This is a genomic window from Hyalangium sp. (assembly GCF_045802625.1).
In the GTDB taxonomy this organism is placed as follows: Bacteria; Myxococcota; Myxococcia; order Myxococcales; family Myxococcaceae; genus Hyalangium.
Window position 1 is genome coordinate 27,925 of sequence record NZ_JBJMQP010000204.1, and the last position, 18,023, is coordinate 45,947.

The 18,023-nt window shown below is 68.4% G+C and carries 18 protein-coding genes; 6 read left to right on the top strand and 12 right to left on the bottom strand.

Features of this window, described 5'->3' with window-relative positions:
• Window positions 1–18 precede the first annotated feature (18 nt).
• The 3 genes from rpmA to ACJ8AT_RS34025 form a co-directional block, all read right to left on the bottom strand.
• Window positions 19–285 carry a 50S ribosomal protein L27 gene (gene rpmA / locus ACJ8AT_RS34015; RefSeq protein ID WP_407742115.1) on the bottom strand — a complete coding sequence of 89 codons (267 nt, stop codon included), beginning with the start codon at window positions 283–285 and terminating at the stop codon, window positions 19–21.
• Between the two features lie 54 nt (window positions 286–339).
• Window positions 340–648, bottom strand: a complete 309-nt coding sequence (gene rplU, locus ACJ8AT_RS34020) for a 50S ribosomal protein L21 (protein ID WP_407742116.1) — start codon at window positions 646–648, stop codon at window positions 340–342.
• Between the two features lie 245 nt (window positions 649–893).
• Window positions 894–2,711: a protein kinase domain-containing protein gene (locus ACJ8AT_RS34025; RefSeq protein WP_407742117.1), complete on the bottom strand. Its 1,818-nt coding sequence runs from the start codon at window positions 2,709–2,711 to the stop codon at window positions 894–896.
• Window positions 2,712–2,972: 261 nt separating this feature from the next.
• Here ACJ8AT_RS34025 and ACJ8AT_RS34030 point away from each other — a divergent pair, with 261 nt between their 5' ends.
• Window positions 2,973–3,929, top strand: coding sequence for an isopenicillin N synthase family dioxygenase (locus tag ACJ8AT_RS34030; RefSeq protein WP_407742118.1), 957 nt, complete (start codon window positions 2,973–2,975; stop codon window positions 3,927–3,929).
• A 77-nt stretch (window positions 3,930–4,006) separates the two neighbouring features.
• Here ACJ8AT_RS34030 and ACJ8AT_RS34035 read toward each other — a convergent pair whose 3' ends face one another.
• From ACJ8AT_RS34035 to ACJ8AT_RS34065, 7 genes are read right to left on the bottom strand one after another with little or no spacing between them, the layout of a single operon-like run.
• Complete coding sequence (locus tag ACJ8AT_RS34035) at window positions 4,007–4,714, bottom strand: hypothetical protein (protein WP_407742119.1); 708 nt, start codon at window positions 4,712–4,714, stop codon at window positions 4,007–4,009.
• Complete coding sequence (locus ACJ8AT_RS34040; protein ID WP_407742120.1) at window positions 4,711–5,697, bottom strand: AAA family ATPase; 987 nt, start codon at window positions 5,695–5,697, stop codon at window positions 4,711–4,713. The genes ACJ8AT_RS34035 and ACJ8AT_RS34040 overlap by 4 nt, the downstream gene beginning before the upstream one ends.
• Before the next feature lie 26 nt (window positions 5,698–5,723).
• On the bottom strand, window positions 5,724–7,169 hold the full coding sequence (gene gatB, locus ACJ8AT_RS34045) for an Asp-tRNA(Asn)/Glu-tRNA(Gln) amidotransferase subunit GatB (RefSeq protein ID WP_407742121.1): 1,446 nt from the start codon (window positions 7,167–7,169) through the stop codon (window positions 5,724–5,726).
• Window positions 7,170–7,190: 21 nt separating this feature from the next.
• Complete coding sequence (gatA, locus tag ACJ8AT_RS34050; protein ID WP_407742122.1) at window positions 7,191–8,651, bottom strand: Asp-tRNA(Asn)/Glu-tRNA(Gln) amidotransferase subunit GatA; 1,461 nt, start codon at window positions 8,649–8,651, stop codon at window positions 7,191–7,193.
• A gap of 4 nt (window positions 8,652–8,655) precedes the next feature.
• The gene (gene gatC, locus ACJ8AT_RS34055) at window positions 8,656–8,943 is read right to left on the bottom strand and encodes an Asp-tRNA(Asn)/Glu-tRNA(Gln) amidotransferase subunit GatC (RefSeq protein ID WP_407742123.1); all 288 of its coding nucleotides are present in this window, start codon (window positions 8,941–8,943) and stop codon (window positions 8,656–8,658) included.
• A 13-nt stretch (window positions 8,944–8,956) separates the two neighbouring features.
• The gene (locus ACJ8AT_RS34060) at window positions 8,957–9,283 is read right to left on the bottom strand and encodes a zf-TFIIB domain-containing protein (RefSeq protein WP_407742124.1); all 327 of its coding nucleotides are present in this window, start codon (window positions 9,281–9,283) and stop codon (window positions 8,957–8,959) included.
• A 10-nt stretch (window positions 9,284–9,293) separates the two neighbouring features.
• Window positions 9,294–10,757, bottom strand: coding sequence for a tetratricopeptide repeat protein (locus tag ACJ8AT_RS34065; RefSeq protein WP_407742125.1), 1,464 nt, complete (start codon window positions 10,755–10,757; stop codon window positions 9,294–9,296).
• A 173-nt stretch (window positions 10,758–10,930) separates the two neighbouring features.
• On the opposite strand from ACJ8AT_RS34065, the gene ACJ8AT_RS34070 reads away from it, so the two are divergent.
• The 3 genes from ACJ8AT_RS34070 to ACJ8AT_RS34080 are packed head-to-tail and all read left to right on the top strand — an operon-like array spanning window position 10,931 to window position 15,654.
• Entirely contained in the window at window positions 10,931–14,062 is a 3,132-nt protein-coding gene (locus ACJ8AT_RS34070) for a DNA translocase FtsK 4TM domain-containing protein (RefSeq protein ID WP_407742126.1), read from the top strand.
• A gap of 11 nt (window positions 14,063–14,073) precedes the next feature.
• Window positions 14,074–14,355: an antibiotic biosynthesis monooxygenase family protein gene (locus tag ACJ8AT_RS34075; RefSeq protein ID WP_407742127.1), complete on the top strand. Its 282-nt coding sequence runs from the start codon at window positions 14,074–14,076 to the stop codon at window positions 14,353–14,355.
• Window positions 14,356–14,403: 48 nt separating this feature from the next.
• Window positions 14,404–15,654 (top strand): class I SAM-dependent RNA methyltransferase, encoded by a 1,251-nt coding sequence (locus tag ACJ8AT_RS34080; protein WP_407742128.1) that lies wholly within the window; start codon window positions 14,404–14,406, stop codon window positions 15,652–15,654.
• Here the strand turns inward: ACJ8AT_RS34080 and plsY are convergent.
• Entirely contained in the window at window positions 15,571–16,149 is a 579-nt protein-coding gene (gene plsY / locus ACJ8AT_RS34085; protein ID WP_407742129.1) for a glycerol-3-phosphate 1-O-acyltransferase PlsY, read from the bottom strand. The genes ACJ8AT_RS34080 and plsY overlap by 84 nt on opposite strands.
• A 7-nt stretch (window positions 16,150–16,156) precedes the next feature.
• Window positions 16,157–16,588 carry a DUF2752 domain-containing protein gene (locus ACJ8AT_RS34090; protein WP_407742131.1) on the bottom strand — a complete coding sequence of 144 codons (432 nt, stop codon included), beginning with the start codon at window positions 16,586–16,588 and terminating at the stop codon, window positions 16,157–16,159.
• Between the two features lie 92 nt (window positions 16,589–16,680).
• Here ACJ8AT_RS34090 and ACJ8AT_RS34095 point away from each other — a divergent pair, with 92 nt between their 5' ends.
• On the top strand, window positions 16,681–17,232 hold the full coding sequence (locus ACJ8AT_RS34095) for a DUF4920 domain-containing protein (RefSeq protein ID WP_407742132.1): 552 nt from the start codon (window positions 16,681–16,683) through the stop codon (window positions 17,230–17,232).
• Window positions 17,233–17,235: 3 nt separating this feature from the next.
• The gene (locus tag ACJ8AT_RS34100) at window positions 17,236–17,862 is read left to right on the top strand and encodes a hypothetical protein (RefSeq protein WP_407742133.1); all 627 of its coding nucleotides are present in this window, start codon (window positions 17,236–17,238) and stop codon (window positions 17,860–17,862) included.
• The last annotated feature ends 161 nt before the right edge of the window (window positions 17,863–18,023 follow it).

An 18,023-nucleotide genomic window follows, 5' to 3' on the forward strand; every position in this document is an offset into this window, starting at 1 on the left:
GCCCGTGGGAGACGCCGGTTAGGCGCTCGCCGGGGCCGGGTAGACCGAGACCTTCTTGCGGTCCCGCCCGAGCCGCTCGTACTTCACCACGCCCGTCACCGTGGCGTAGAGCGTGTAGTCACGCCCCAGCTTCACGTTGGTGCCGGGGTGGATGACCGTGCCGAGCTGCCGCACGAGGATGCTCCCCGCCGGAACCTCTTCGCCGCCAAACACCTTCACGCCGCGGCGCTGCGAATTCGAGTCGCGACCGTTGCGAGACGAACCCTGTCCCTTTTTATGAGCCATGACACCTGTCCTGCGAGAACCGGAGCGCCGCGAGGCACCCGGGAAAAGTGGGAGTTAGCCGGAGATGGAGGTGACCTTGACCTCGGTATACGGCTGGCGGTGGCCGCGGCGGCGCGTCCAGCCCTCCTTCTCCTTGCGGAAGTGGAGGACGCGGCGGTGCTTGTCCTGCGCGAGGACCTTGCCCACCACCTTGGCGCCACTGACGGTCGGCCGGCCCACCTTCGGGGAGTCCGTGCCGCCCAGCAGGAGGACGTCGTTGAAGGTCACCTCGGTGCCGATAGCGCCCGCCACCTTCTCGATGCGGAGGACGTCTCCCTCGGCAACGCGGTACTGCTTACCGCCCGTGCGAATGACTGCGTACATCGTCGAACCCTCTGGTCGAGTCGGGTTGGGTCAACCCGTGGAAGCCACCGCGAATTTCGGACGGCTGGCCGCCCGAACACGCAAAGGACGGCCGATCTACGAGAGATGATCGGGCGAGTCAAGGTGCATGCAGGGCCACGCCCCACATCTATCACCCCCCAGACGCCCCAGCCTGCCCGGTTTTGTCGCTCGCCAGGGGGGTAGGCAACCTACCAGCTCCCCCTCCAGCCTACCCTGCTGGGCGATCAGGACGAGCGATGAACCATGGCCCGGCGCACCGCGCGGTAGCGCTGGAGCAGCGACAGATCGAGCGGATCCACCACCAGCCCCCGCTCATAGGCCTCGACGGCCCGGTCGAGCTGGCCGTTCTTCTCGAAGGCGTTGCCGGTGAGGATGTGGACGCGCGCCGTGCCCGCCGCGTTGGGGCGCTTGGCAAGGAAGTCCCGGCGCAGGCTCTCCATCTGCGTCGCCGTGAGCCCGGCCGCCAGGCAGCTCTCCACCCCGCGGAAGTTGCCGAGCAGGGCGTCGTACATGGCCCGGCGGGGGACGTTCGCCAGCGTCTCCCCCGCGTCTCGCACCCGGGTGAGCACCGCCTCCAGCGAGGAGCGTTGGGGAGGGGACAGCGGGCGTCCCCGGAGGCCCTCCAGCTCCGCGAGCGCCATCCGCGCCCGGGCTCGGACAGTCTCCAGGTTGGCGTCCGGCTGGAGCGCGAGCAGCGAGTAGTGGTCCTTCTGGAGGTTGGCCCGGTAGGCCTCCATCTGGTGGGTGGCCTCGGCATCCCCCGCGGCCGGTGCCTGCACCGCGAGCGGGGTGTTGCCCGTGCCCCCTTTGAGGAGCTGGGCCACGGCGGCCTTGAAGTCGGCGGGCGGCTCCACGAACTGCACGCCAAAGCCCGGCGCCATGCCCCAGAGCAGGGCCTGCTCGGGCGTCACCAGGCGCACCACCTCGCAGGTGGAGGTCAACAGCCCCCGCGCCAGCTCCAGCGTCACCTGGACTCGGGAGAAGAGCGGAGGAAGCTCGCCTTGGGTCCGGAGAAACAGCCCACCCCGAGCAATGTCCGAGCACACCAGCCGCTCCGGCACGGCCCCCGGGCGGAGCACCACCCGGGCGGGCAACTCCACCGGGCGCGCCCGGCGGCGCGAGGGCGTCTCACGTACGGCGCCCGGCGCTGGGGGAGGCGGTGGGACCTCGACGGCGGGGCCTTTCAGCTCCTCCACCAGGGCGGCCTCCAGGGCCGCCTTGAGGGCCAGGGCGTTCTCGTAGCGGTCCGCCAGCGACTTGGCGAGCGCGCGGAGGATCACCGCCTCCACGGGCGCGGAGATCCCCGGGTAGATGGAGCGCGGGGGCGGCGGCGGTACCGTCTGGTGCGCCACGAGCTGGGCGGCGGTCCCCTCGTCGGTGAAGGGGAGCTGCCCCGTGGCGAGCTGATAGGCAATGACTCCCAGCGAGTACACGTCGGCCCGGCCATCCAGCCGCTGGCTGCGGGACTGCTCGGGAGACATGTACTCGGGCGTGCCGACGATGATGCCCGCCTGCGTCTGCGGCCCGGCCCCGTCAATGAGCTTGGCGATGCCGAAGTCGAGCACCTTCACGAAGGGTGGGGCCCCCTTGGCGCGCTGCACCAGGAAGATGTTGTCGGGCTTCAGATCGCGGTGGACGATGCCGCGCTGGTGGGCCGCGTGCAGCGCCTCGCAGGCCTGCGCCAGGATGGGGATCCACACCTCGGCGCGCACCGGCCCGCCCACCATCGAGGACAGGGGCACCCCCTCCAGGTACTCCATGATGAGGTAGGGGCGCGGCGGCGCGGCGTTGAGATCAAAGATGCTGACGATGTTCTCGTGGCCGATCAGGTTCACCGCTCGCGCCTCGGCGTGGAAGCGCTGAACCAGCTCCGGGTAGGCGGCCAGATGCTCGTGAAGCACCTTCACCGCCATGCGGCTGCCAATGGAGACATGCTCCCCGAGGTACACGGTTCCCATGCCGCCCCGCCCCAGCCTCCGCACGAGGCGGAAGCTGCCGAGCTGCGTCCCCAGCAACGGATCCTCCTCCTCCGCCGCGTTCATGTCTGGGGAGTTCCGCTCATCCTCCATTAGGGGTGCGCCATCCTCGCTGGTGTGGGGGGGTGGGCCTCATGACTGGGTGCCATCATACCGCCCCTCCCGTAGGGTTTTAGAACCACCGGGGTCCCTGGCGCTACTGCTCGAATGGGCGGAGGTGTCTGAAGGGGTGGCCCCCCTTGCCTGCCAGGGTAGCGGACGAGGGCGTTCGATGCACGGAAGGTTTGGTTCAACGCTCCCGAGGGGCTGGGTAGAGTCGCCGGCCACATGTCCACCTCGGCTCGTCGCATCCCGCTCGTCAACCTCTCCCACTACCGCTCTGGCACACCGCAGCAACGCGCCCGCTTCGTCCAGGTGTTCGGCGACGCCCTCAAGGAGTTCGGCTTCGTCTCGGTCGAAGGCCACGGTGTCGATGACGCGCTGATCCGTCGCACCTACTCGGACGTCGAGCGCTTCTTCCAGCTCCCCGAGCAGGTGAAGCGCCGCTACACCATCCCCGGAGGCGCCGGGCAGCGCGGCTACACCGGCTACGGCCAGGAGCACGCGAAGAATCGCACCGTGGGAGATCTCAAGGAGTTCTGGCATGTGGGGAGGGATCTGCCCCCCACCCATCCGCACTTCTCTCCGCAGTACGGCCCCAACGTGTGGCCGGAGGAGGTGGCCTCCTTCCGGGAGAACACGGTGGGCCTGTTCAGCGCGCTGGATCAGGCGGCGGCGGTGATGCTGCATGCGCTGGCGGAGTACTTCAGCGTGGCGCGTGACACCTTCAGCGCCATGGCGCAGGACGGCAACTCCATCCTGCGGCTCATCCACTATCCGCCCCTGCGCGAGCGCTTCATCCCCGGCGGGGTGCGCGCCGCCGAGCACGAGGACATCAACCTCATCACCCTGCTCTGCGAGGGCACGGCCTCCGGGCTGGAGCTGCTCACGCGGGATGGGGAGTGGATCCCCGTGGACACGCTGCGCGGACAGATCGTCGTGGACTCGGGCGACATGCTCAGCCGGGTGACGAACAACGTCATCCCCTCCACGACGCACCGCGTGGTGAACCCGAAGTCCTCGGAGCAGGACACCACGCGCTACTCGATGCCCTTCTTCGTGCACCCGTACCCGAACTGCGTGCTGGAGACGCTCCCGGTCACCGCCACGGGCACGAGCATGCCGCCCATCACCGCGGACGCCTTCCTCCAGCAGCGCCTGCGGGAGATCGGCCTCATCAAGTAGCCGGGGCGTAGCAGGGCTCGGAGGACGACGCACCGGGCCATGTAGCTACAGTCCCCTCCAAGAGGCTGAGCTGCCCCTCAGGCGCAGAGCCGCTCCAACCCACGCCAAAGCAACGTGCCCTGGAGCACGTTCCGCACCTCGGCGCGCAGTTCAGGATCCTGCCCAAAGATCTTGTCGAAGAACCCGGCACCAGAGGTTGCTGGATGGACGAGGCCATTCCAGAACCGGGCCGACATCTTCCAGTCGGGCGTGCGGCCAGCATCGCGCGCCTCTCCGAGCCACTTGTCGATCAGCTTGGCGAGCGTTGGGTGGGCTGATGATAGGATGTGCCCGACCAGACGCTCGATATTCTGGTTATCCTGCAAAGCCGCATGCGGAGATGCATGGGTGTGCCAAGGCAGCGGCACAAGCTGGACATCCCCGAAGGGACCAGTCAGGCGCCATCCATCACTCTCAGGCACCGGATTCCACTCTCGAAATCCGCGCATGATCCATTCACGCCAAGCGAATTCGCCCTGGCTATCTGGATCGAAAGAGACGCCGAAGAGCGTCACTGGATTGCTTGGGCTTCCATTGCTGAGCACGACATCGCGAGAGACCGAGAGCACCCGCTCGCGATCACCGGCGACGGTCAGTTCGACGTCCTCGGCGCCCTCACGTGTGAACCGGGTCCCACGTCCCGCCAATTTCGACTGTTCGATCTTCCGTTGGAACAAGCGACTGATGAGTTCGCGCAGCGCGGCTTGATCGTCCGGGCCCTCGCAAAAGATGCGGCGAGCACTCATCGTCGAAGATCCTCACCAATCTCGGTGCGCAGTTCCTTCACCTTGGCGCCTTCGATGCGGACCGCTTTGAGTTTTCCCTGCCGGAGCGACAGACGGACCAGCGCGGCGCGGGCGAGTTGCTCATCTGTGGCGTTCAAGAACTGGGCATCAAGGTATTCAAGGCTATGCGTGGTGATGAAGATATGTGGCTCAAGCGGCCATTGCTCGTTCGAGCCAGCGGTCTGAGGCTTCATCGCATCCCAGATGAGGCGGGCGACCTGTGAAAATGCGCCCACGTGTAGGAATGTTTCGGGTTCTTCAATGAGGGTGAATCGAGCATTCGCAGCTGCGATTCTTGTCGCCAGCACGAACAGCCGCTTGAACCCGTCGCCGGCCATGGTGAGCGGCCATCGGCCGCTGTCATCCTCGATAAACACAGTGGGGCGCTTACGTGGGACGAGGATCCGGATATCCTTGAGGCCTGGGAGGAGAGGCCGCAGCAGGCTTATCAGCCACTCGCGGCGGCCCGCCAACTCAGCCCACGAAAAAAGTTCTTCGAGTTGAGAAGGATTGGCGACGCCACGCCCAACGTCGATAAGATGCGCGGTTGCCCCCTCTTTAGCTCGACCAGACCAGCCTTTACCACCGCTATCATCTAGCGAGTACACGAGTGGATCGTTTCCTGGCGTTGCGTGGCCAACCAGCTTCCCTTCCTCATCGATGGTGAATTTCACCTTACGATCCAGCGAATCGGCCACAAGACGTAAGGAAGCCGCGCCACGAGGGATCATCGCCTCGACGGACATGCGACCAATCTCACCCCTGCGTTCCACGATCTCTTTGATGTTTTCGCCACTAGCGCCAGGGCTGGCGAGCAGCAGACTCTCAAGCACCGTGCTTTTGCCCGAGTTGTTCGGGCCGACAAATACGGTGAGGGGAGGTAAGTCTTCCAGCTCTCCTTGCTCAATGCCTCGGAAGCCTTCGATTACCAGTCGCTGAATCATGTTGGCTCCCTATCCCCAGGACACGCTCAGTCTCCAAGCTTCTTCTTCAGAAGCTCGTTGACGAGGTTGGGGTTGCCCTTGCCCTTCATGGCCTTCATCACCTGGCCCACGAAGAAGCCGAAGATCTGCTTCTTGCCCGCGCGGTACTTCTCCACCTCGCCCGCGTTCTTGGCGAGGATCTCGTCCACCACCGCCTCCACCGCGCCTGTGTCGCTCACCTGCGCCAGGCCCTTCTCCGCGATGATGTCCTGAGGCGCCTTGCCCGTGCGGAACATCTCTCCCAGCACGTCCTTGGCCGCGTTGTTCGACAGCGTCCCCTTCTCCACCGCCGCGAGCAGCTCGCCCAGCTGCGCCGGGGTGAACTTGAGCGTGGAGATGCCCACCGTGCCACCGCTCTCGTTCAGCAGCCGCGCCAGCTCGCCCTGGAGCCAGTTGGAGAGCTTCTTGTAGTCCTTGTAGTGCTGCGTGCACGCCTCGAAGAACTCGGCCAGCGGGCGCTCGGCGCACAAGAGCTTCGCGTCATACGCCGGCAGCCCGTACTGGCTCATGAAGCGCTGCAGCTTCGGGCGCGGCAGCTCCGGCAGCCCCTGCGCCATCTGATCAATCAGCGCATCCGGCACGTGCAGCGGCGGCAGGTCCGGCTCCGGGAAGTAGCGGTAGTCGTGCGCCTCCTCCTTCGAGCGCATGGAGCGCGACTCGGAGCGCTGCGTGTCCCAGAGCCGCGTCTCCTGGTCGATCTTCCCGCCCGACTCAATCACTTCCACGTGGCGGCTGATCTCATACTCGATGGCCTGCTTGATGAAGCGGAACGAGTTGATGTTCTTCAGCTCCACGCGCGTGCCGTACTGCGTGGCGCCCTTGCGCATCACCGACACGTTGGCGTCGCAGCGGAACGAGCCCTCCTCCATGTTCCCGTCGTTCACCCCGAGGTACACCAGCACGTCCCGCAGCGCCTTGAGGTACTCCACCGCCTCGTCCGCGTTGCGCAGGTCCGGCTCGCTGACGATCTCCAGCAGCGGCACTCCCGCCCGGTTCAGGTCCACCAGGCTCTCGCCCACCGCCGCGTCATGCACGTTCTTACCCGCGTCCTCCTCCATGTGGATGCGGCGGACGCGGATGACCTTCTCGCCCTCGGGCGTGTCGATGGTGAGCTGGCCCCACTCGCAGATGGGCTGATCGTACTGCGTGATCTGATAGCCCTTGGGCAGGTCCGGATAGAAGTAGTTCTTCCGGCTCCAGATGCTCGTCTTCTTGATGGTGCAGCCCAGCGCCAGGCCCGTGCGGACGGCGAACTCCACCACCCGCTGGTTGAGCACCGGCAGCACTCCGGGCATCCCCAGGCACACCGGGCAGGTGTTGTAGTTGGGCTCCGCGCCGAACTCCGTGGAGCAGCCGCAGAAGATCTTCGACTTCGTCAGCAGCTGCGCGTGGACCTCGAGGCCGATGACGGGCTGGAAATCGCTCAGGGGCATGGCGGTTCCTGGGGCGCTCCTCTAGAGCGGGGCAAGGCGGCGGGTGAAGTCGTGCTCGCGCTCGAAGGCCCGGGCGATGCGCAACAGGCGCGCCTCGTCGAAGGGCTTGCCGAGGATCTGCAGGCCGATGGGCAGGCTCGACTTCGTGAAGCCGCACGGCAGCGACAGCCCGGGCAGCCCCGCCAGGTTGCACGGCAGCGTGAACACGTCCATGAGGTACATGGACAGCGGATCGCCCACCTTCTCGCCCAGCTTGAACGCGGGCACCGGCGAGGTGGGCGAGAGGATGGCGTCCACCTGCTCGAACGCCTTCGTGAAGTCCTGCCGGATGAGCGTGCGGACCTTCTGGGCGCGCACGTAGTAGGCGTCGTAGTAGCCGGCGGACAGGGCGTAGGTGCCCAGCATGATGCGGCGCTTCACCTCCGCGCCGAAGCCCCGGTCTCTGGACTGGCCGTACATCTCCCGCAGGCCCTTGGCGTCCTTGGCGCGCAGGCCGTAGCGCACGCCGTCGTAGCGAGCGAGGTTGCTGGAGGCCTCCGCCGGCGCGAGGAGGTAGTACGTGGCCAGCGCGTACTTCGTGTGCGGCAGCGACACGCCCACCAGCGTCGCGCCGAGGCGCTCGTAGGCCTTCATGGCCTCGCGCACCGTGGCCTCCACCTCCGGATCCATGCCTTCGATGAAGTACTCGCGCGGCACGCCCAGCTTCAGGCCTCGCACGCCGCCCTCGAGGTCCGCCATGGAGTCCGGCGCCTCCACCAGCGCGGAGGTGGAGTCGAGCGGATCGTGCCGGGCGATGAGCTGCAGCAGCGCCGCCGTGTCCGCCACCGTGCGCGCCATGGGGCCCACCTGGTCCAGCGATGAGGCGTAGGCGATGACGCCATAGCGAGACACGCGGCCGTAGGTGGGCTTGATCCCCACGAGGTTGGTGAACGCCGCGGGCTGGCGGATGGAGCCGCCCGTGTCCGTGCCTAGCGCCCCGAACACCTCGCGCGCCGCCACCGCCGCCGCCGAGCCTCCCGAGGAACCTCCCGGCGTCCGGTCCAGTGCCCACGGGTTGTGCGTGGGGCCGTACGCGCTGCCCTCGTTGGACGAGCCCATGGCGAACTCGTCCATGTTCAGCTTGCCCACGATGGGCAGCCCCGCCTGCTTGAGCAGGCCCACCGCCGTCCCGTCGTAGGGCGGAGTGAAGCCCTGGAGGATCTTCGAGCCGGCGGTCGTCTCCACGCCCTCGGTGAGGAAGATGTCCTTGAGCCCGATGGGCACGCCATCCAGCGGGCTGGCGGGGTTGCCGGCCTTGCGGCGCGCATCGCTCGCCTCGGCGGCCGCCAGCGCGCCCTTCTCGTCCAGGCGCAGGAAGGCCTTCACCTTCCCGTCCACCTGGGCAATGCGCGCCAGGCATGCCCGCGTCGCCTCCACGGAGGAGACTTCCCTCGCGGCCAGCTTCGCCGCCAGCTCCAGCATCGACAGGTCGGTCAGCTCCATGGCCTCACTCGATGATCTTCGGAACCGCGAAGCTGGTCCCGATCTTCGAAGGAGCATTGGCCAGCCCCTTCTCCGGCGGCAGCGAGGGCCGCGTCACGTCCTCGCGCAGCAGCGAGGCCGCGAGCGTCGCATGCGAGGTGGGCTCCACGCTGCTCACGTCCAGTTCCTGAAGCTGGGCCACCGCATCCAGCACCGCGGAGAGCTGCGTGGCGTAGCGCTGCTCCTCCTCGGGCGTCAGCGACAGCCGGGCCAGGGTGGCCACATGACGGACCTGCTCGGTCGTGAGCTTCATGGAGCGCCCCCGCCTACTTGCGCTTGAACAGGTTGAGGATGGCGCCCATCACCTTGCCGCCACCCTCGGGGCCCTGGGCGAGGATCTGCTCCAGCTCGCCCGAGTCCAGCCACACGCCGTGGCAGTTGAAGCAGGTCTCGATATCCACATGGCCCTTGGTCAGCGTGTGCAGGTCCATGCCGCACTTGGGGCACTTCATGTAGTGGAGTTGCTTGAGCCCCTCGCGATGGTGGGTGGCCATCTCCTCGGCCTGCTGGAGAGCGAGCTTGCGCTTCTTCTCGATCTCCTCCCGGGCGAAGTACTCCTCTTCGGTGGACGACGGCTTGTCGAAATCAGCCATGTAGGTCTCCTCACTCCTTCAAACGCTCGATAGCGCTGCGAGCCACCGACGACTCGGGGCCGTTCGGCAGGATCTCAAGGTACCGCTCGTAGTAGCGGATTGCCTCTGCCTTCTTTCCCTGGGAGCGGTAGGTCTCGGCAAGCCCAATGATGGCTTCCGGGTAATTTGGGTTGAGCTTCAGTGCTTGTTTGAACTCCGCCTCGGCCTGGCGGGGGTCGCTCATATCCAGCAGGGCCAGCCCCCGGCCTACGTAGGGCTCTACTCGGTCGGGATCGAGCTCCGCCGCCTTGGCGTAGGAGTCCAAGGCGGTCTCGGGGCGGTCCCGCTCCCGGAGGCGGTCTCCCTGGTTCACGTAGTAGTCGAAGTCGTGAACCGGAGCAGGCCGTTTCACTGCCGGTGCGCCCGCGTCCGGAGCCACGCCCGCGTCTGTGTGGCTCCCGGCGTCCGGGGCCGCGCCTACGTCCATGTGGCTCCCCGCGTCCGGAGCCGCGCCCGCATCCGCTCCTGTCCCAGCATCCAGGACGGGGCCCGCGGTTCCCAGAGCGCCGCCGTCTCCGGCATCGGGCGCTCCCGTGGCGGCGAGTGCTCCCCCGTCCTCCAAGGGGCCTGTCGTGCCACCGGCATCGGCTTGGAGCTGCGCCCCGGCAGCGGACTGCGCGGCCAGAACCTGTGCCTGGCGCTCCCGCTCCTGCTGTTCCTTCTGCCGACGCTCCTCTTCGCGCCGCGCATTCTCCGCGCGCAGGGCCACGTCCTCGGGCCGAGGCATCACGAACAGGAAGTAATACCCGGCTCCTCCGAGCCCCAAGACGACCAGCAGGAGAATCAGGAGGATGGGCAGCCGGCTCCCCTGGGGCTTGGGCGGGGGAGGCTGTACCGGGGGGCTGGCCGGAGGTGCCGCGCCCGGCACCATCCCGAGATTGACCTGGGCCTGCAGGACCGCGGCCTTCTGCGCCTCGTCCACCACCTGAAAGAAGGCCGCCAGCTCAGCGATGTCTCCCAGCCGCTTCCAGGTCTCCCCGGTCAGGGAGATCTCGTCATCGCGCGACACCTTGCGCTCGACGATCCACTTCTGGAGCGTGGTGAGATCCTTGAAGGTGAACGTGTTGCCGCTGGGCTGGCGGACGCGCCACTCGCGCGAGCCGACAGCCGCCGTGGCGAGCGGCAGGGCCTGTGAGGGAGGCTCCGCGGGAGGCTCGGCGGTGGCCACTGAAGGCGGCGCGCCGGTGGGCGCAGACGGCGGGCGCAGCGCCGGTGGAGGCGAGGACAGCGGCGCGGCCGGAGTCTCTCCCACGGGCCCCGCGGTCCCCTCTGCTGGCAGCTGACCCGGCTTCACCGGCACCGTGACGACCAGCGCCTTCTTCTTCACCACGAAGACATGGTGGCACGTGGTGCACTGGACGGTGACTCCGGTCTCGGAGATCCGCGAGTCGTCCAGCTCGTATTGCGTCTTGCAACGCTCACATCGAACGTCCATGCGCCCCGCCCTCTTCGGTCCGCTCACCATACTGGCTCCGGAGGGGTACGGCCTCAAATTGACGCCCTCTCCGTCATCTTCTGGCCGGCCGGAAAATTGACCTGCCCCCCTCCCTCCCTACACTCCGCCGGGCAGTCGCTACAGCCTGCTACGGGTCTCGAGAGGGATGGGTCATGACGGCCAGGAAGGCCAGGGCGGAGAAGACGGTCCTGTCGAGGCAGGACATTGCCGCGCGTCGCAAGACGCTGACGGCCAAGAAGATGCAGACGGGGGGTACGGGACGGCGAGCCCTGGTGGGCGTCTTCGTCCTGGCCGCCTCGCTCATCTCGTTGCTCGCGGTGGCAACCTTTGATGCGCACGATCGGGTTGGGCCCGGGTTCCGGAACAAGGTGGGGCCCATGGGGCACCTCATCGCCGAGGGCCTGCGCGGCCTGCTCGGCATTTGCGCCTACCTGATTCCCGCCTGCGGCATCTACGCGTCGGTGGTCATCTTCGTGGGCAATCGCGAGCGCCGCCGCCTGCCGCAGATCATCGCGCTGGGGCTGCTGACGCTGAGCGCGGCCGTGCTCGCGCAGCTCATGTTCGGCGGAGATCCCGGCTGGGCGCATCCGCCTGGAGGCTCGGTGGGCGCGGGGCTCGCGGGCCTGCTCCAGGGCCTGTTCTCCACCGTGGGCACCGTCATCCTGGTGACCGCCCTATCCATCGCCGCGCTCATCGTCGGCACGCAGTACACGTTCCTGAAGCTGTGCGCGCTGGCGTGGGCGGGGCTGTGCGTGCTCGGCCGTCACGCGCAGGAGGCCGCCCTGGCGTTCTGGGAGGCCCAGAAGGTGGCGTACAAGGAGCGCCAGGAGCGGCTCGCCCAGGAGAAGGAGGAGGAGGCCGCATTCCTCGCCCAGCTCGAGGCGGACGAGGAGGAGTTGGAAGAGGCCGAGCGCGATGCCGCCGAGGCCGAGGCCGCCGAAGCCGAGGCCATGGCCGAGGAGGCCGTACGCCTGGCTCGGGAGCAGGAGAAGGAGAAGCTGCAGGCCGCCAAGAAGGCCGCGAAGGATGGCAAGGAGCCGGCTCGCGAGGCCCGCCTCAAGGAGAGGGAGAAGCCCCTCGAGCTTCCTGCCACCACGGCCACGGCTGCCGAGGGTGCCGCGCCCATGGCCGAGAAGCGTCCCGCGCCGGGAGCCGATCCGGCCTGGGCCTCCTTCCTCGCGCCGACGCCCAACCTGGCCGTTGCCTCCGCCGCGGGCGCAGCGCCGTCCGAGCCTCCGCGCAAGCGCGAGCGCAAGACTCCGAACATCGTCACCGCTCCGGCCGCCCCCAACTCCGTGCCCCCCATGCCCGCCGCCGCGCTGGCAGGGCCGGGGGCTGAGGAGTCCGCGCTCGCCGCGGCTCCCAGCGTGCCGCCGACCCCAGCCGTGGCGCTCCCCGCTCCCCAGGCCGCGGGAGGGTCCGCGCTCGCCCCGGCGGCTCCGTCGGCGCTGGCGCGCATGCCGCTCATCGTGGAGCCCAAGGCGCCGCCCAAGCCCACCGCTCCGAAGAAGAACACCGAGCAGTTCGAGTTCGTGGGAGGCCGCAAGAGCTTCTCGCTGCCGCCGCTGGACGTGCTCGAGTGCGACAAGAAGGAGCGCTCGGAGCTGGACAAGGACGCCTTCCTGGTCACCGCCGAGAAGCTGCGCGCCAAGCTGGCCGACTTCGGCATCGTCGGCGAGGTGGTGGAGATCCGCCCCGGCCCCGTCGTCACCATGTACGAGTTCCTCCCGGGTCCCGGCATCAAGGTGAGCAAGATCGCCGCGCTCCAGGACGATCTCGCCATGGCGATGGAGGCCATGCGCGTGCGCATCGTCGCCCCCATCCCCGGCAAGGGCGTGGTGGGCATCGAGGTACCCAACAAGGATCGCGAGACGGTCTTCCTCAAGGAGATCGCCGAGCAGGACGCCTTCCAGAAGGGCGCGAGCCGGCTCACCATGTGCGTGGGCAAGGACATCGAGGGCATGCCGTACGTCTTCGATCTGGCCAAGGCGCCGCACCTGCTCATCGCCGGCACCACCGGCTCGGGCAAGTCGGTGGCGGTCAACTCGATGATCATGAGCATCCTCCTGAAGTCCACACCGGAGGAGGTCCGCTTCATCATGGTGGACCCGAAGATGCTCGAGCTGTCCGTCTACGAGGGCATCCCCCACCTGCTGCTGCCGGTGGTGACCGACCCGAAGAAGGCCGCGCTCGCGCTGCGCTGGGCCGTGGAGGAGATGGAGCGCCGCTACCAGCTGCTCTCCGAGGCCGGCGTGCGCAACATCGCCGGGTTCAACAAGCTGGTGGAGAGCACTGGCACCCTGGTGACGGACACGGCCGAGAAGCCGGCGGAGAAGAAGCCCGCCAAGGCGAAGAAGGTGCTCGTCGTGGGTGGGGCCCAGGGCGAGGCCGAGCCTGCCTCCGCTTCCACCTCCGCGCCCGACGAAGGCCCCGGAGTCGCCGCGCCGAAGGACGACGTGGAGGACATGCGCGAGGCCGTGGTGTCCGAGCCCGAGCCTACCGAGGTTCAGGCCGGGGCCGAGGGCGACTCCCTCGAGGCGCTGGAGGCTCAGGAGGGCGAGGAGACCCCGCCCGCCGAGGCCGCCGAGCCGGAGAAGAAGGAGCTCAAGAAGCTGCCCTACATCGTGGTCATCATCGACGAGCTGGCGGACCTGATGATGGTCGCCAGCCGCGAGGTGGAGACCTACGTCGCGCGCCTGGCACAGATGGCCCGCGCCGCCGGCATCCACCTGATGGTCGCCACGCAGCGTCCCTCCACGGACGTCGTCACGGGCATCATCAAGGCCAACTTCCCCACGCGCATCAGCTTCATGCTGCGCTCGAAGCCAGACTCGATGACCATTCTCGGCACGGTCGGCGCCGAGGCCCTGCTCGGCATGGGCGACATGCTCATCATGCCCCCCACGAGCGCCCACCTGCAGCGCGTTCACGGCGCCTATGTCTCCGAGGCGGAGATCAAGCGCGCCGTGGACCACCTCAAGGCCCAGGGCAAGCCCGTCTTCGACGAGTCCATCCTCAAGCCGCGCGAAGAGGACGTGGAGAGCGGTGGCGAGGAGGACGAGCTGTCCGACGAGCTGTACGATCAGGCGCTGGCCACCGTGAGCGAGATGCGCGCCGTGTCCATCTCCATGCTCCAGCGCAAGATGCGCATCGGCTACAACCGCGCCGCCCGCATGATCGAGCGCATGGAGCGCGATGGAGTGGTAGGCCCCGCCGATGGCGCCAAGCCTCGCGAGGTGCTCATCCGCCCCGTGGGCGACATGCCAGGCGCGGGCGCGATGTAGAGACTGCGTCCATGATTGTCGCCATCTCGCGCTTCCGCCCCCCCGCTGAGCAGGCCGAGCGCCTGATCGCCCGCTTCCAGGAGCCCTCGCGGCTCGTGGACCAGCATGAGGGCTTCCTCGGCCTGGAGGTCCTGCGCTCCTTCGAGCGCCAGCCGGAGTTCCTGCTGGTGACGCGCTGGCGGGACCGGGATTGTCTGCGCACCTACCTCCAGTCCCCGGACTTCCAGGTGGCCAAGGCCGCCAGCGTCGCGGAGGACTCCACCTTCGCGATGTATGAGGTGGTGGGCCAATGAGTCTCTTCGTCGTTCCCAAGCGCTCGCGGGTTCGTTAAGGGCGGGACCATGGCTGAACGCCTCGCACTCTTCGCCACCACCGCCCGCGGCACCGAGGACCTCCTGGCCGAGGAGCTCAAGGAGCTCGGGGCCAAGCGCATCCGCCAGGATCGGGGCGGCGTGCGCTTCCTGGCCACGCTCGATGAGGCGCTCCGGGTGTGCCTCTGGTCTCGCATCGCCATGCGCGTGCTCTACCCGCTCGGCGAGTTCGAGGCCCACGGCGCCGAGGGGCTCTACGAGGCCGCCGCCAGCGTGCCGTGGGAGGAGCACCTCACGCCGGACCACACCTTCGCGGTGGAGGCCACGCTGCGCGACAGCGAGCACAGCCACTCGGGCTTCGTGGCACTCAAGGTGAAGGATGCCCTCGTGGACCGGATGCGCGGAACGCTGGGCGCCCGGCCGGACGTGAACACGCGCAACCCGGACATCAGCGTGGTGGCGCACATGGCGCGAGAGAAGCTGTCGCTCTCGCTGGACCTGTGCGGCGAGCCCCTGCACCGCCGCGGCTATCGCGTGCGCCCCACCCCCGCGCCTCTCAAGGAGACCCTGGCCGCCGCCCTGCTGCGCGCCGCGGGCTACACCGGCGAGGAGGCGCTCGTGGACCCGATGTGCGGCTCTGGAACGCTGCTCATCGAAGGCGCCCTCATCGCGCGCCGCCGGGCCCCAGGTATTGGGCGCTCGTTCGCGGTGGAGCGCTGGCCGCACCTGGGGGCTCGGGCAAAGGAGCTGCTGGAGGACCTGCGCGCGGATGCCCGCCGGAATGAGCGCAAGGTGCTCGTGCCGATACGCGGCTTCGACAAGGATCCGGAGGCGCTGGGCGCCGCTGAGCGGAACGTGAAGGCGGCCAGGCTCTCGGAGGAGATCCAGCTCGCCGAGGGCGATGCCACCAAGCCCTTCCCCGTCCCCGAGGGCGGCGGCCTGCTCATCACCAATCCCCCCTACGGCGAGCGCATCGGCACCGGCGGCCAGAAGGGCATGAAGGCCTTCTACTTCAAGCTTGGGGACAACCTCCGGGCGCTGGACGGATGGCGCGTCTACGTGCTCGCCGGCAACCCGGCCTTCGAGAGCGCCTTCCACGCGCGTCCCTCGGCCCGCCGGGACGTGTGGAACGGCCCCATCCCCTGCACCCTGCTGGGCTATCGCTTCGGCTCGCCGCCCGCCGCGAAGGGGACGGGCTCAGAAGCGGCGCTCGGTATGGCGCAGCAGGCGAAGGATGTTGCTCCGGTGCGTCCAGAGCATGAAGGCGAAGAGGAGCCCTGAGAGCACCGCGTACTCGGGCGCCCGAGCGGTGAAGGCCGCGGTCACCACCGCCACCACTCCCGCCGTCAGCGAGCCGAGCGAGCTCACGCGAGTGATCGCCAGGACGAGCCCGTACACGGCGGCCCCCGCGAGCGCGGCCAGCGGCACCAGGACGAGCAGCACGCCGAGCGCGGTGGCCACGCCCTTTCCCCCGCGGAACTTCAGCCACACCGGGAAGCAGTGCCCGAGGAACGCGGCGAGCCCCACCGCCACATGCACCCTCGGGCTGTCCGGCATCAGCCGCAACGAGAGGAGGACCGGCAGGGCGCCCTTGAGCGCATCCAGCGCCAGCACGAGGACTCCGAGCTTCTTGCCCGCGACCCGTGCCACGTTGGTGGCGCCGATGTTGCCGCTGCCCTCGGCCCGCACATCCACCCCGCGCGCCCAGCGCGTGACGAGCACCCCGAAGGGAATGGAGCCCGCCAGGTAGCCAAGCAGGACGAGGGCCGCGGGCACGCAGGGCTCACATCAGCAAGTGGGGAAACCGCGTCTGCACCACCACGAAGGCGTAATTGACGGCGACGAGGACCGACAGGGCGATGCGCACCCGGCTCCACTCGCGCTCAGTGAGCTCGACCTGAGGGATGGGCATCGCGAACGCCAGGTGCAGCACCATCGCCAGGGCCGCCAGGGCGAAGAGCAGCGCGGCCACGGTACCCAGGGGGTTGGCCTGCAACGCTCCGGGGATGTTGAAGTGCGCGACCCGATCCGCCACCCGGGTCAGCCCACAGCCGAGGCAAGGCCAGCCCGTGGTCTGGCGCAGCATGCAGCCCCAGAAGGGGATGAGCCTGGCCACGGGGATGTACCGGGCGATGAGCAACCCGACGAGCCCCACGAGGCCGAGGGTGTCCACGACGCCAAAGTTCCGGTTGGGTGCAGGGAGGTTGAACTTCACGGGGATCCAGTCTAGCGCGAGCCTGTGCGCGAGTGGACTGTAGGTCCCGTCGTCTTGCCGGAACAAAGAGTTTTGCGCTATTCGCCAGGGGTATGAAGATCCTCCGCTCTGTCCTTGTGGCCCTGGTCGCCGTTCCCCTGGTCGCGCTCGCTGGCGAGCCCGCCACCCCTGCCAACAAGCAGCCCGCAGCCTCCGAGTCGCCCTGCGACCACCCGGCCCAGCCAGAGGCCTCCGCCGCGCCGCAGAGCGGCTGGAAGCTGACGCGGGGAGAGGCCATCAAGGGCACCCGCTCCGTGAGCGTGGCCGATCTGCTCTCGAAGCCGCAGGAGCAGGACGGCAAGACGGTCCTGATCGAAGGCCAGGTGCGCAAGGCCTGCGAGCGCAAGGGCTGCTGGATGGAGCTGGCCACCTCCAAGGACGCCAAGGGGCCTGGAGTGCGGGTGACGTTCAAGGACTACGGCTTCTTCGTGCCGCTGGACTCGGCGGGCTCGATGGCTCGGGTGGAGGGCGTGGTGAAGGTGGCCGAGCTGAGCGAGGAGCGCGCCAAGCACTACGAGAGCGAGGGCGCCACCGTTCCCCGCGGCGCGGATGGCAAGGCGCGCGAGGTGCAGCTGGTGGCCACCGGTGTGGAGCTGCGCCGCTAGACGATGGCGCGCAGCTTCAGCATGAGGGGCGTGCAGGGCGCGGCGGACCGAGCCGTGCAGCACGCCCGCACCTGGATGCTGGAGACGGCTCCGGGCTCGCGCGTCCATGACGTGCAGACGGACCCGCGCTTCCAGCACCGGGGCGTGGACCTGCTGTGGGAGCTGCCCACGGGCGAGGTCCGCGGCATCGAAGTCAAAGGCGATCGCCAGACGCGCCGCCGCTACTGGTTCGAGCTGGTATCCAACGTGGAGAAGGACACCCCGGGCTGCTTCCTCTACAGCGGCGCGGATCTGATGGTGTACGTGTTCCTCTCGCAGGCGGAGCTGCACGTGCTGCCGCTGAAGCAAGTACGGGAGTGGTTCCTCCCGCGTGCGAAGGCCTACGCCCTCAAGCACACGTCCACGAAGACGGGAGCCATCCGCTACACCACGGTGGGAGCGGTGGTGCCCTGCCACGAGGTGCTCGACGCGGTGCCGAGCGTCCTCTGTGTCCCGCTCAAGCGCGGTGCCGGCAAGGGCGCTCCGGCCGAGGAGGCTCCTGCCGAGGCAGCCTCACCCGAGGAGGCCCCTGCCGAGCAGGAAGCCTCCGAGGCCGCGCCGCTCGCCTCGACGGGAACCGACGGCGAGTAGCCCTTCCCTCGCCTCCGCGGGCTTGCAGCGAGGGAAGGACTCGAGGCGGCTTTAGCGACGGTGCCTGTGACCGGGGTGCATCTGGTCGTGCATCTGGCTGAGCCGGGCCGCATCCGGAGCCAGCGCCTCCAGCCCCGCGCGGTCGCCCGTGGCCTTGTAGA

What these genes read in the sequence shown, in the direction of transcription:
- rpmA (WP_407742115.1), bottom strand. Translation starts at nt 285, where the DNA reads ATGGCTCATAAAAAGGGACAGGGTTCGTCTCGCAACGGTCGCGACTCG.
- rplU (WP_407742116.1), bottom strand. Translation starts at nt 648, where the DNA reads ATGTACGCAGTCATTCGCACGGGCGGTAAGCAGTACCGCGTTGCCGAG.
- ACJ8AT_RS34025 (WP_407742117.1), bottom strand. Translation starts at nt 2,711, where the DNA reads ATGAACGCGGCGGAGGAGGAGGATCCGTTGCTGGGGACGCAGCTCGGC.
- ACJ8AT_RS34030 (WP_407742118.1), top strand. Translation starts at nt 2,973, where the DNA reads ATGTCCACCTCGGCTCGTCGCATCCCGCTCGTCAACCTCTCCCACTAC.
- ACJ8AT_RS34035 (WP_407742119.1), bottom strand. Translation starts at nt 4,714, where the DNA reads ATGAGTGCTCGCCGCATCTTTTGCGAGGGCCCGGACGATCAAGCCGCG.
- ACJ8AT_RS34040 (WP_407742120.1), bottom strand. Translation starts at nt 5,697, where the DNA reads ATGATTCAGCGACTGGTAATCGAAGGCTTCCGAGGCATTGAGCAAGGA.
- gatB (WP_407742121.1), bottom strand. Translation starts at nt 7,169, where the DNA reads ATGCCCCTGAGCGATTTCCAGCCCGTCATCGGCCTCGAGGTCCACGCG.
- gatA (WP_407742122.1), bottom strand. Translation starts at nt 8,651, where the DNA reads ATGGAGCTGACCGACCTGTCGATGCTGGAGCTGGCGGCGAAGCTGGCC.
- gatC (WP_407742123.1), bottom strand. Translation starts at nt 8,943, where the DNA reads ATGAAGCTCACGACCGAGCAGGTCCGTCATGTGGCCACCCTGGCCCGG.
- ACJ8AT_RS34060 (WP_407742124.1), bottom strand. Translation starts at nt 9,283, where the DNA reads ATGGCTGATTTCGACAAGCCGTCGTCCACCGAAGAGGAGTACTTCGCC.
- ACJ8AT_RS34065 (WP_407742125.1), bottom strand. Translation starts at nt 10,757, where the DNA reads ATGGACGTTCGATGTGAGCGTTGCAAGACGCAATACGAGCTGGACGAC.
- ACJ8AT_RS34070 (WP_407742126.1), top strand. Translation starts at nt 10,931, where the DNA reads ATGACGGCCAGGAAGGCCAGGGCGGAGAAGACGGTCCTGTCGAGGCAG.
- ACJ8AT_RS34075 (WP_407742127.1), top strand. Translation starts at nt 14,074, where the DNA reads ATGATTGTCGCCATCTCGCGCTTCCGCCCCCCCGCTGAGCAGGCCGAG.
- ACJ8AT_RS34080 (WP_407742128.1), top strand. Translation starts at nt 14,404, where the DNA reads ATGGCTGAACGCCTCGCACTCTTCGCCACCACCGCCCGCGGCACCGAG.
- ACJ8AT_RS34095 (WP_407742132.1), top strand. Translation starts at nt 16,681, where the DNA reads ATGAAGATCCTCCGCTCTGTCCTTGTGGCCCTGGTCGCCGTTCCCCTG.
- ACJ8AT_RS34100 (WP_407742133.1), top strand. Translation starts at nt 17,236, where the DNA reads ATGGCGCGCAGCTTCAGCATGAGGGGCGTGCAGGGCGCGGCGGACCGA.